Source organism: Streptomyces sp. NPDC012888 (assembly GCF_042900645.1).
Lineage (GTDB): Bacteria > Actinomycetota > Actinomycetes > Streptomycetales > Streptomycetaceae > Streptomyces.
In genome coordinates this window covers 178571-191166 of sequence record NZ_JBIBBM010000002.1, presented here as the reverse complement: position 1 = coordinate 191166, position 12596 = coordinate 178571, and the positions used below count along the sequence as shown (strand labels likewise).

9 protein-coding genes are annotated in these 12596 nt (G+C 71.2%); 6 read left to right on the top strand and 3 right to left on the bottom strand.

The features are described from left to right. Positions 1–37 precede the first annotated feature (37 nt). Positions 38–799 (bottom strand): hypothetical protein, encoded by a 762-nt coding sequence (locus ACFY61_RS03315; protein WP_389466998.1) that lies wholly within the window; start codon positions 797–799, stop codon positions 38–40. 172 nt (positions 800–971) lie between these two features. After that, complete coding sequence (locus tag ACFY61_RS03310) at positions 972–2648, bottom strand: PucR family transcriptional regulator (RefSeq protein ID WP_389466334.1); 1677 nt, start codon at positions 2646–2648, stop codon at positions 972–974. A 253-nt stretch (positions 2649–2901) separates the two neighbouring features. On the opposite strand from ACFY61_RS03310, the gene ACFY61_RS03305 reads away from it, so the two are divergent. The 6 genes from ACFY61_RS03305 to ACFY61_RS03280 all read left to right on the top strand — a co-directional run bounded on the left by ACFY61_RS03305 (position 2902) and on the right by ACFY61_RS03280 (position 11111). Then, positions 2902–3795 (top strand): FAD binding domain-containing protein, encoded by an 894-nt coding sequence (locus ACFY61_RS03305; RefSeq protein ID WP_389466331.1) that lies wholly within the window; start codon positions 2902–2904, stop codon positions 3793–3795. A gap of 2 nt (positions 3796–3797) precedes the next feature. Further along, positions 3798–4403: a (2Fe-2S)-binding protein gene (locus ACFY61_RS03300; RefSeq protein ID WP_389466328.1), complete on the top strand. Its 606-nt coding sequence runs from the start codon at positions 3798–3800 to the stop codon at positions 4401–4403. 2 nt (positions 4404–4405) lie between these two features. Then, positions 4406–6805 carry a xanthine dehydrogenase subunit D gene (gene pucD, locus ACFY61_RS03295; RefSeq protein WP_389466325.1) on the top strand — a complete coding sequence of 800 codons (2400 nt, stop codon included), beginning with the start codon at positions 4406–4408 and terminating at the stop codon, positions 6803–6805. Between the two features lie 258 nt (positions 6806–7063). Then, positions 7064–8530, top strand: coding sequence for an NCS2 family permease (locus ACFY61_RS03290; RefSeq protein ID WP_389466323.1), 1467 nt, complete (start codon positions 7064–7066; stop codon positions 8528–8530). A 67-nt stretch (positions 8531–8597) separates the two neighbouring features. Further along, positions 8598–9749, top strand: a complete 1152-nt coding sequence (locus tag ACFY61_RS03285; RefSeq protein WP_389466321.1) for an XdhC family protein — start codon at positions 8598–8600, stop codon at positions 9747–9749. A gap of 120 nt (positions 9750–9869) precedes the next feature. Further along, positions 9870–11111, top strand: coding sequence for a YncE family protein (locus ACFY61_RS03280; RefSeq protein WP_389466319.1), 1242 nt, complete (start codon positions 9870–9872; stop codon positions 11109–11111). A 33-nt stretch (positions 11112–11144) separates the two neighbouring features. On the opposite strand, the gene ACFY61_RS03275 is transcribed toward ACFY61_RS03280, so the two are convergent. Next, complete coding sequence (locus tag ACFY61_RS03275; protein WP_389466316.1) at positions 11145–12530, bottom strand: S28 family serine protease; 1386 nt, start codon at positions 12528–12530, stop codon at positions 11145–11147. Positions 12531–12596 lie beyond the last annotated feature (66 nt).

Genomic DNA, 12596 nt, shown 5'->3' with positions numbered 1-12596 from the left:
TGGGGTGCGCGGCTCGGCTCCGCCCGGCCTCGCGGGCTCAGGCCGCCGGGGTGGGGTGGAGCTGGTCGGCCAGCCACGTGGGGATGCCGCCCAGGAGGTGGAAGAGGCGGCGCGCCTCGGCGCGGAGGCGGGAGGCCTCGGGCTCCGGTTCCGCTTCCGCGAGGGCCGCCAGCGCCGGCGCCGTCCCGACCAGGAACCCCAGCTCCTCCCGGATGCGCAGGGACTCCGCGAAGCCGTGCCGCGCCTCGGCGAGCTCGCCGTCGCGCAGTGCCAGCCCGGCCAGGTGCCGCCAGGTGAAGGACTGGAGCAGGGTGTCGCCCTGGGCCGCGGCCCCGGCGTGCGCCCGCCGGTACGCCGGCCTCGCCGACTCCGGCGCGTCCGCGAGGTGCTCGGCCACCAGCCCCCGCCGGAAGTCCAGCAGTGGCCGCCGGCGTGAGGCCGGCGAGAGCAGGGCCGCGGCCCGGCCCAGGGCCGAGCGGGCCTCGTCGGCCCTGTCCCGTACCCCCAGCACGGTCGCCGCGTACGCCAGCTGCCCCCGCTCGCACGCGGCCGCGCCCCGCGCGTCGTCGTCCTGGGCGACCGCCTCGGCGGTGCGCAGCGCCTCCTCCGCCTCGGCCCACCCGACCCCGGTGAACAGGCACCGTTCGACCAGCAGGGCGGTGCGCTGGACCGCGGCGTCCGGATCGGCCGCGTGCGGGATCAGCAGCGCTGCCGCGTCGGTCCAACAACCGCGCGAACGCAGCCGCCATATCGCCCGCTGGAGGGGGTCGTCTCCCCCGGTAGTTCCGGCACCCGACATGGCGGTGTCCGCCACATTGCCCTCCCCAAGCAATCGCGCAGCACGTCATTTGAGCCCTGGGGCGAAATGACAGCACGGATCTGCTGGATCGGCCAAGGGGTCGGGTGAACTCTTTCACAAAGTTCGGACATGCCATCAGACGGGTGCCGCCGGCCCGCCCCCGCGCGTTTCTTCAGCTCATCCGCAGTGCCAGGAAGAAGTCCAGCTTGTCCTCCAGCCGGGACAGGTCCCGCGCGGTCAACTGCTCGATTCGCCCGACCCGGTAACGCAGCGTGTTGACGTGCAGGTGCAACCGCGTCGCGCAGCGCGTCCACGAGCCGTCGCAGTCCAGGAAGGCCTCCAGCGTCGGGATGAGCTCCGCCCGGTGCCGCCGGTCGTAGTCCCGCAGCGGGTCCAGCAGCCGGGCCGTGAAGGCCCTGCGTACGTCGTCCGGGACGAACGGCAGCAGCAGCACGTGCGACGCCAGCTCGTGGTGGCCGGCAGCGCAGACCCGCCCCGGGCGGGCCGCGGCGACCCGGCGGGCGTGCCGGGCCTCCTCCAGGGCGCCCCGCAGGCCCTCCGCGGAGTGCACGGCGGCGCTCACGCCCAGGGTGAGCCGCCCGTCGTCGGCCAGGCCCGCCGCCAGCGGCTCCCGCACGGAGGCGAGCAGCGCGTCGGCGTGCAGGGCCGACTCGGGGCCGCCGTCCTCCCCGCCGTCGCCCGCCAGCGCGGGCAGCGGGACCAGCGCGATGGCCTCGTCGCCGGCGTGGGCCACGGCGATGCGGTCCGAGGGCTCCGGCCCGGACACGGACGGGTCGACGAGGATCTCCTCCAGCAGGGACTGGGCGACCGGGCCGCCGGGGATGTCCCCGCCCTCCCAGTCCACCCGGGCCACCACGACCTGCCAGTGCGGCGCGGAGCCCAGGCCGGGCAGCAGCACCGGGGCAGCGACCCGCAGGCGGGCGGCGATCTCGGCGGGCGCGGCACCCGTCTGGACCAGTTCCAGGACTTCCTGCGCGAGCCGCCGGCGCACCGTGCGCGCCGCGTCCCGCCGGTCCCGTTCCACGGCGATCAGCTGGGTGACGCCCTGCAGCAGGTCCAGCCGCTCGGCGGGCCAGTCCCCGGCGTCCGCCTCCACGGCGAGGAGCCAGTCGGACAGCACGCTCTCGCGGACGTCACGGGCGCCGGGACCTGCGGCGCGTCCCGCGCCCCTGATCGGGAAGAGGGAGTAGGTAATACCCTGAATGGAGATCCGGTGCGGCCCCCTGCGGCCCGTCCGGACGGCCGCCAGGTGCTCGCTGGCGAGAGTCGCGCAGACGCCGGGCGCCAGCGGCTCGCCCGCCCCGGCGATCTGCCGGCCGGTGGGGGAGAGGACCCAGGCGCGCAGATCGAGGTCGGTGGTGAGCAGATCCAGCACCACGTCCGGGCCACCGCCCGCGGGGCCCGAGGTCATCAGCCGGCGGTGGCGGTCCACGACGGCCGCGAGGTCCCCGGCACGCTCTCCGGAGACCTGCCGGACGACGTACTCCGTGATCGTGGCGAATGCAACGCTCTCGTTCACGGCGAACAGCGGGAGGCGGTTTCTCAGACACGCCTGGACGAGATCGTCGGGGATGGATCCGAGCTCCGCCTCACCCGCCGCCAGGCCCGCCACGCCCGCGCTCGCGAGGATTCGTACGAACGGCTCGGAGTCGGCCGAATTTCGCCTCCAGGCGAGGCCCGTCAGGACAAGTTCCCCTCCGGAGAGGTATCGGCTGGGATCTCTCAGGTCCGTGGTCATGACTCCGCGGACCGTCCGGTCGAGTTCTTCCTCGACGCCCAGCAGCCGCAGCCCCAGCGCCTCGGTTTCCAGCAGTGCGCGCAGCCGCATGATGTCGCCGCCGATCTGTCTCGATGTTGCCGTTGGAAATCGGGCAGGTCGTCGCATCCTGCCTTTCATACGAATCTACAAGACGAGGGAGGTCGCCAGCCAACCGCTTCATGGTTTCGGTGACTGCACCCGGGGGACGCGCGGCTTGTGTACTGGCTCCACACCGCGTTAACAGCACGTGAACGACCAGTCGAGGGCCCTTCGGCCTCCTGGCTTGAAGTGAACGACCCGATTAGTAAGAAGAGAGCCGCACATGGACTTCCTTCGCCCCGCCAGCTGGGAGGAGGCGCTCGCCGCTAAGGCCGAGTTCCCCACAGCTGTGCCGATTGCGGGTGGCACCGACATCATGGTCGAGATCAATTTCGACCACCGCCGTCCGGAGTACCTCCTCGACCTCAACCGCATCGAGCTGCTGCGGGAGTGGGAGGTTGGCGAGGAGGTCACCAAGCTGGGCGCCTCCGTCCCGTACACGCAGATCATGGAGAACCTGCGCGGCACGCTGCCGGGTCTCGCGCTCGCCTCGCACACGGTCGCGTCCCCGCAGATCCGCAACCGCGGCGGTGTCGGCGGCAACCTCGGTTGCGCCTCCCCCGCGGGTGACTCCCACCCCGCCCTGCTCGCCGCGGGCGCCGAGGTCGAGGTGGAGTCGGTACGCGGCTCCCGCCTGATCCCGATCGACGAGTTCTACACCGGTGTCAAGCGCAACGCGCTCGCCGCCGACGAGCTCATCAAGACGGTCCACATCAAGAACGCCACGGGCCCGCAGCAGTACTCCAAGGTCGGCACCCGCAACGCGATGGTCATCGCGGTCTGCGGCTTCGGCCTGGCGCTGCACCCCGAGACCCGCACCGTGCGTACGGGCATCGCTTCGGCCGCCCCCACCCCGATCCGGGCGAAGGCCGCCGAGGAGTTCCTGAACGCCGCGCTGGAAGAGGGCGGTTTCTGGGACAACGGCAAGGTCATCACCCCGTCGATCGCAAAGCAGTTCGGTGAGCTCGCCTCCGGCGCGTGCAACCCGATCGACGACGTCCGTGGCACGGCGAAGTACCGCCGTCACGCGGTTGGCATTCTCGCTCGCCGCCAGCTCGTCTGGACCTGGGAGCAGTACCGCGGCACGAACGGCCGCTCGCTTGAAGGGGCTGCGTAACCATGCGCGTCAATTTCACTGTCAACGGTCGTCCGCAGGAAGCCGACGACGTCTGGGAGGGCGAGTCCCTCCTCTACGTCCTGCGTGAGCGCCTGGGCCTGCCCGGCTCCAAGAACGCGTGCGAGCAGGGCGAGTGCGGTTCCTGCACCGTCCGTCTCGACGGCGTGCCGGTCTGTTCCTGTCTGGTCGCCGCCGGCCAGGTCGAGGGCCGCGACGTCGTGACCGTCGAGGGCCTGGCCGACTTCGCCAAGCAGCGCGAACAGCACGGCCACGGCGGTGCCTGCGGCACCGGCGGCGGCTGCGGCAGCAAGGGCGTGTCCACCGACGAGGCCAAGCAGTGGTCCGCCAAGGGCACCGACTCCCAGACCGGCGAGGGCGTGGAGCTCTCCAACATCCAGCAGGCGTTCATCGACGCCGGCGCCGTCCAGTGCGGTTTCTGCACCCCGGGTCTGCTCGTGCAGGCCGACGCGCTCCTGGAGGAGAACCCGTCCCCGTCCGACCAGGACATCCGTGAGGCCCTGTCCGGCAACCTCTGCCGCTGCACGGGCTACGAGAAGATCCTCGACGCGGTCCGCCTGGCGGCCGCCCGTCAGGGAGAGGCGGTCTGATCATGGCCAACACCCGCACCGCGCCCTCCGGTACGCCGACCAAGGTCACCCAGAAGCACAACAAGGGCGGCATCGGCGAGTCCACGCTCCGCCCGGACGGCACCCTGAAGGTCACCGGCGAGTTCGCGTACTCCTCGGACATGTGGCACGAGGACATGCTGTGGGGCCAGACCCTGCGCAGCCCCGTCGCCCACGCCGAGATCGAGAACATCGACATCTCCGAGGCACTCGCCATGCCCGGCGTGTACTCCGTGCTCACCTACGCGGACCTGCCGGCCGAGATGAAGAACTACGGCCTGGAGATCCAGGACACCCCCGTGCTGGCCAACGGCCGGGTACGTCACCACGGTGAGCCGATCGCCCTCGTGGCGGCCGACCACCCGGAGACCGCCCGCCGCGCCGCCGCCAAGATCAAGATCGACTTCAAGGAGCTCCCGCTCGTCACCGACGAGGCGTCCGCGCTCGCCGAGGACGCGGTCCTGCTCCACCCGGGCCGCGACGACCACCACGCCGGTCACGTCCCGCACCCGAACATCGTGCACCGCCAGCCGATCATCCGCGGCAACGCGGACGAGGCCGCCAAGAAGGCCGACGTCATCGTCACCGGCGAGTACACCTTCGGCATGCAGGACCAGGCCTTCCTCGGCCCCGAGTCCGGCCTGGCCGTTCCCGGCGAGGACGGCGGCGTCGACCTGTACGTCGCCACCCAGTGGCTGCACTCGGACCTCAAGCAGATCGCCCCGGTCCTCGGCCTGCCCGAGGAGAAGGTCCGCATGACGCTGTCCGGCGTCGGCGGTGCCTTCGGCGGCCGCGAGGACATCTCGATGCAGATCCACGCGTGCCTGCTGGCCCTCGCGACCAACAAGCCGGTCAAGATGGTCTACAACCGGTTCGAGTCCTTCTTCGGCCACGTGCACCGTCACCCGGCGAAGCTCTGGTACGAGCACGGCGCCACCAAGGACGGCAAGATCACGCACATGAAGTGCCGGATCGTGCTCGACGGCGGCGCGTACGCCTCGGCCTCCCCGGCCGTCGTCGGCAACGCGTCCTCCCTCTCGGTGGGCCCGTACGTCATCGACGACGTGGACATCGAGGCCATCGCCCTCTACACGAACAACCCGCCGTGTGGCGCGATGCGCGGCTTCGGCGCCGTCCAGGCCTGCTTCGCCTACGAGGCCCAGATGGACAAGCTCGCGGCGAAGCTGGGCATGGACCCGGTCGAGTTCCGCCAGCTGAACGCCATGGAGCAGGGCACGATCATGCCGACCGGCCAGGTCGTGGACTCGCCGGCCCCGGTCGCCGAGCTGCTGCGCCGGGTCAAGGAGCGCCCGCTCCCGCCGGAGCGCCAGTGGGAGTCCGCCGGCGAGGGCGCGGACGTCCGCGCGCTGCCGGGCGGCCTGTCGAACACCACCCACGGTGAGGGCGTCGTCCGCGGGGTCGGCTACGCGGTCGGCATCAAGAACGTCGGCTTCTCCGAGGGCTTCGACGACTACTCCACCGCCCGCGTGCGCCTGGAGGTCATCAACGGCGAGCCCGTCGCGATGGTCCACACGGCCATGGCGGAGGTCGGCCAGGGCGGTGTCACCGTGCACGCCCAGATCGCCCGCACGGAGCTCGGCGTCACCCAGGTGACCATCCACCCGGCCGACACGCAGGTCGGTTCCGCCGGTTCCACGTCCGCCTCCCGGCAGACGTACATGACCGGTGGCGCGGTGAAGAACACCTGTGAGGCCGTCCGCGAGAAGCTGCTGGAGATCGGCCGCCGCAAGAACGGCTCCTACCACCCGGCGTGGGCCCATGCGGAGCTGGTCCTGGAGGGCGGCAAGGTCGTCACCGACGGCGGGGAGGTGCTCGCGGACATCGCCGACATCCTGGAGGACGAGGCGATCGACATCGAGCTGGAGTTCCGCCACCGTCCGACCGAGGCCTTCGACCTGGTCACCGGCCAGGGCAACGGCCACGTCCAGTACACCTTCGCCGCCCACCGCGCGGTGGTCGAGGTGGACACCGAGCTCGGCCTGGTCAAGGTCGTCGAGCTGGCGACCGCCCAGGACGTCGGCAAGGCGCTGAACATGCTCTCCGTCGTCGGCCAGATCCAGGGTGGCACCACCCAGGGACTCGGCGTGGCGGTCATGGAGGAGATCATCGTCGACCCGAAGACCGCGAAGGTGCGCAACCCCTCCTTCACGGACTACCTGATCCCGACCATCCTCGACACCCCGACCATCCCGGTCGACGTCCTGGAGCTCGCGGACCCGAACGCCCCGTACGGCCTGCGCGGTCTCGGCGAGGCCCCGACCCTGTCGTCCACCCCGGCCGTCCTCGCGGCGATCCGGCAGGCGACCGGTCTGGAGCTGAACAAGACCCCGATCCGTCCCGAGGCGCTGACCGGGACCCTGTAGGGATCCGAAGCTCTCCGGGCGGTGTGACCGGGAACGTCACACTTCACGTCACACCGCCCGGAGTACGAACGCAACACCGGCAACACCGCAGTACCAGCAACACCAGAAGTGCCAGCAGTACCAGCAGTACCAGCAGTACTCGAACGCTTCGTCTCGGGCCGTCCCCCGGGTCGTGCGGCCAACGCAAGTCCCAAATCCCGCAGTCCCCCTATCTGCCCCCCATGCGGGTGCCCCTTTGAACCTTGGGAGTTAGGCACCATGACCCAGTCGTCTGTGGAGCCCAAGACCACCGCCGAGGACGCAGCCGAAGGCTCGCGTCCCCCGGCCGGCAAGTCCTGGCTCGACCGGTACTTTCACATAACCCACAGAGGATCCAACGTCGGCAACGAGGTTCGTGGCGGTATCACGACCTTCATGGCCATGGCGTACATCCTGCTGCTCAACCCTCTGATCCTCTCGGGTAAGGATGTCGCCGGCGACACTCTGAGCCAGAAGGCACTCATCACGGCCACCGCGTTCGCGGCCGCCGTGACCACGCTCCTCATGGGCTTCATAGGCAAGGTGCCGCTCGCCCTGGCGGCCGGACTCTCCGTCTCCGGTGTCCTCGCCTCGCAGGTCGTCCCCAGCATGACGTGGGGCCAGGCCATGGCGATGTGCGTCATGTACGGCGTCGTGATCTGTCTCCTGGTCGTCACCGGCCTGCGCGAGATGATCATGAACGCGATCCCCCTGGCGCTCAAGCACGCGATCACCATGGGCATCGGCCTCTTCGTCGCGCTGATCGGCCTGAACAAGGCCGGCTTCGTGCACGAGAACCCCGCGCCCGGTGGCGGCCCCGTCACCCTCGGCCCGGCCGGTGAGCTGGCCGGCTGGCCCGTCGTCCTCTTCTGCCTCACCCTGCTGGCCATCTTCATGCTCCAGGCCCGCAAGGTCCCCGGCGCCATCCTGATCGGCATCGTCGCCGGCACCGTGGTCGCCGCCGTCCTCAACGCCGTGGTGAAGATCGACCCGAAGGCCTGGGCGAGCGGCCCGCCGGAGCTGAGCGGCTCCGCGGTCTCCATGCCGGACTTCTCGCTCTTCGGCAAGGTCGAGTTCGGCGGCTGGGGCGAGGTCGGCGCGATGACCGTCGGCATGATCGTCTTCACCCTGGTGCTCGCCGGCTTCTTCGACGCGATGGCCACCATCATCGGTGTCGGCACCGAGGCCAAGCTGGCCGACGACAAGGGCCGCATGCCGGGCCTGTCCAAGGCCCTGTTCGTCGACGGTGCCGGCGGTGCCATCGGCGGTGTCGCGGGTGGCGGTGGCCAGACCGTGTTCGTCGAGTCCGCCACCGGTGTCGGCGAGGGCGCCCGCACGGGCCTCGCCTCCGTGGTGACCGGCCTCTTCTTCGCCGCCTGCATCTTCTTCACCCCGATCACCCAGATCGTTCCGGGTGAGGTCGCCGCCGCCGCCCTCGTGGTCATCGGCGCGATGATGATGCAGAACGCCCGCCACGTGGACTGGGCCGACATGGCCACCGCGGTCCCGGTCTTCCTGACCGTCGTGATCATGCCCTTCACCTTCCAGATCACGGCCGGTGTCGCCGCCGGTGTGATCTCCCACGTCGCGATCAAGGTCGCGCAGGGCAAGGCCCGCGAGGTCGGCGCCTTCATGTGGGGCCTGTTCGCGATCTTCCTGGTGTTCTTCGCGCTCAACCCGATCGAGGGCTGGCTCGGCGTCCACTGAGCCTGAACCGCAACGCGTGATCCCTCCGCGCATCCGATACTGAAACCGACCTTCCGAGGAGGCCGACATGCTGGACATCGCCGAAGAGCTGAACCGGTGGGTCGAGCAGGGACGCGACTTCGCCGTCGCCACCGTGGTGGCGATCAGCGGCAGCGCTCCCCGGCAGCCCGGAGCCGCCCTCGCCGTGGACGGCGAGGGGACGGCCATCGGCTCGGTCTCCGGCGGATGCGTGGAGGGTGCCGTGTACGAGCTGTGCCGGCAGGCCATCGAGGACGGCCGCACCGTCCTGGAGCGCTTCGGCTACAGCGACGACGACGCCTTCGCGGTCGGCCTGACCTGCGGCGGCATCATCGACATCCTGGTCACCCCGGTCCTCGCCGGCTCCCCCGAGCGGGAGGTCTTCGAGGCCGCCATAGCCGCCGCGGCGGCCGGCGCGCCAGCCGCGGTGGCCCGGATCGCGGCCGGCCCCGAGGAGCTTCTGGGCCGTGCCGTGCTCGTCCGTACCGAAGGCCCGCACCAGGGCGGCTTCGGCGGACACCCCGAGCTGGACCGGACCGTCGCCGAGGAGGCACGCGCCCTGCTCGACGCCGGCCGGACCGGTGTCCTGGAGATCGGCGCCGACGGCCGGCTCTGCGGAGAGCCGCTGAAGGTGCTGGTCGAGTCCAGCGTCCCGGCCCCACGCATGATCGTCTTCGGTGCCATCGACTTCGCCTCCGCCCTCGTGCGGATCGGCAAGTTCCTCGGCTACCACGTCACCCTGTGCGACGCCCGCCCGGTGTTCGCCACCAAGGCCCGCTTCCCCGAGGCCGACGAGGTCGTCGTCGAATGGCCCCACCGCTACCTGGAGTCCACCGAGGTGGACGGCCGGACCGTGCTGTGCGTCCTCACCCACGACGCCAAGTTCGACGTCCCGCTCCTCCGGACCGCCCTGCGCCTGCCCGTCGCCTACGTCGGCGCCATGGGCTCCCGCAAGACGCACGAGGACCGCAACAAGAGGCTGCGCGAGGTGGGCGTCACAGAGCTGGAACTCGCCCGGCTGCGTTCCCCGATCGGCCTCGACCTCGGCGCCCGCACCCCGGAGGAGACCGCGCTGTCCATCGCCGCCGAGATCGTCGCCAACCGGCGCGGCGGCAGCGGGATCGCGCTCACCGGAGCGCACACCCCGATCCACCGCGACGGCACCGAGCAGGTGGCCGGGCGGATCGGTGTCGTCGCCTGAGCGACGGCTCCCGGAAAGCCCTCGACCACAGGGGCGTGAGGCCGCGGGCCTTGCGCCCTTCTCTTCCGCCCTCTATTTTACCCGCCGGTAACACTCCTTCCCTCCAACGGAGTTGACCGGATGTTGCGAAGCCCCCTGCGTGCCGCGTGCGTGCTGGCCGCGACCGCCCTGTTCACCGCCCTGACACCGGCCGCCGCCGAGACCCCCGCCGCGCAGCCGCGCGAGGTGCTGTTCGTCGGCAACAACTGGGAGGGCACGGCCGACGTGCTGGCCTCCACCGGGGACATGGCCCGGATCGGCCGGATCAACGTGATCCCCGACAAGGAGGAGCGGCTGCGGGAGATCTACCTCAACCCCGTCAAGCTGGCCTTCTTCCTCGGCATCCGTACCACCGCCGGTGAGGGCCACGACCAGTTCACCGACGACATGTACTCCACCCCGGACGGTTCCGCGGTGGTCGTCTCCCGCCCCTCCTTCGCCGACGTGGTCTCCATCGACCTGGCCTCCGGCCGGATCAACTGGCGCTTCCCGGTGTCCGGCTACCGCGCCGACCACATGGCCGTCTCACCCGACGGCACCCGCGTCGCGGTCTCCGCCTCCACCTCCAACACCGTGCACGTCCTGGACATCGTCTCCGGCCGGCAGGTCGGGTCCTTCCGCACCGGAGACAAACCCCACGAGAACACCTTCTCCCGCGACGGCCGGCTGCTCTGGAACGCCTCCATCGGCGAGGTCAACACCGACCTGGACGCCCCGTGGCTGGACTGGACGAAGGGCGACCGCAAGATCACCGTGGTGGACGCGCGGACCTTCGAGACCGTCCGGGTGATCGACATGCGCGAACGCCTCGACGCCTTCGGCCGCTCCGACCTGTCCGACTCGATCCGGCCGAACGCCTTCAGCCCCGACGAGTCGAAGCTGTACTTCCAGGTGTCGTTCTTCAACGGCTTCCTGGAGTACGACATCGCCACCGACCGGATCACCCGGCTCAAGACGCTCCCCGAGAACCCGGCCACCAGCAAGAAGCGCACCGACTGGGTCAACGACTCCCGCCACCACGGCATGTCCATGAGCCCTGACGGCAGCAAGCTCTGCATCGCGGGAACCATGGACGACTACGCCACCGTGGTGGACCGGGCCACCCTCGCCGAGGGCCCGCTCGTCCCCGTCGACAAGCCCTACTGGGCCGCCGTCAACGGGGACGGCACCGCCTGCGTGGTCTCCGAGAGCGGCAGCGACCGGGTCACCGCGATCGACTTCGCCACCGGCGCCAAACGCGTCTCCGTCCCCGTCGGCGACCATCCCCAGCGCGTCCGCCTCGGCCACGTCCCGGCCGGCTGGACCGGCCCGGCAGCGCGCTGACCCGTCCCCGGCTGGCCCGTCCCCGCACGCCCCCTACCCCCGTCCGGCGCCGGCCCAGCGGCGCAGGGCCTCCGTGGCCCTGGCCGCGTCGGCCGGCGGCAGGGCGCGTATGGACAGGTGGTGGTTGGCCCGCGGCACGGTGAAGGCGAACGAGTCACGCGTCCCCTTCCCCAGACGGAACGGCTCCGCCACCGCCACGTCGTTCTCGCCGTTGACGAACATCAGCGCGCGGCCGTCGCGGCGGACCCAGCGGTCGACGTCCGCCATCGCCCCGCGCCGGAACCGCAGGGGGACGTCCCGCGGCACGTAGGAGCGGACTTCCTGGACGCCCGGGTACCGCAGCAGCCCGGCCAGGTGCGGGGCGGCGAAGGCCGGATACCCGAGCTCGGTGCCCAACTGGTGGAAGTACGCGGTGAACGCCTTCAGGGTGGGGTCGGCGTACACCTCGAGCCGGGTCACCCGGTCCACCCAGGCGTACAGGGCGTCGTCCGTGGCGGTCGCCGCCGGAACGCCCGCGCAGCCGCCCGTCGGCTGGTGCATCCAGAACATCAACGGCAGCCGCAGCACCGCCAGTTCGAAGGCGCGGTCCACACCGCCGATGATCTCGAAACCGACCCCCTTCGTCCCGGCCCAGTGGGCGTAACGCGCGGTCATCGCCGCCCGGCGCTCCAGGGCCTCGCGCTGGACGGCCTTCAGGGCGGCACGGCACTCCGGGGTGCCGACCCGCTCCAGAGCCGCGTCGTAGGCACTGTCGTCCCGGTCGTCGGTGTTGTTGGGTGCGGCGTACGCCACCGTGCCGGCCACGTCGTCCGGGTAGAAGCGGCGGTGGTAGACGGCGGTCATGCCGCCCTTGCTGCCCCCGGTGGAGATCCACGCACCCCCGTACAGCCCCCTGAGGGCCGAGACGAGGCGGTGGTGGTCGCTCGCGGCCTGCCATATCGTCAGCGCGGACCAGTCGTCCCCGGCAGGCCGGGACGTGCCGAAGAAGCGCTGCTCCACGGTGATCTGGTTGGCGTCCAGCAACTCGGTCGGCTCGGTCGGGCGCTGCGGCGAGGACCCCAGGTCGTAGCCGCTGGAGTACAGGACCATGGGGCGCGCAGTGGACTTGTGCAACAGCGTCAGCCGCTGCTCGAACGAGGCCCCGCCGGGCCGCCGGTGGTCGACCGGCTGACGGTAGGCCAGGTCCAGGACGATCTGCCCCGGGGCCGGCGCCGGGCGTTCTCCCGTCACCCGCAACCCTGGGACGGCCGCTATCCGGGCCAGGACGTCCTCCGCGGGCGTCCGCCCCTGGGCCCCGCCCTCCGCCGCGGCCGGGCCCGGCGGAACCCCCTGGGCCACGGCCGGGCCCGACAGCCCGGTCACCGTCAGGACCCCGGTCAGCAGCGGCGCGAACAGCATGTGCTTCAACGTCTGTTTCATGCTTCAAGACAACCGCGGGACCGGGCACCGCCGGATCCCCCGAGCGAGGAGAACGCCTCCCCCGCG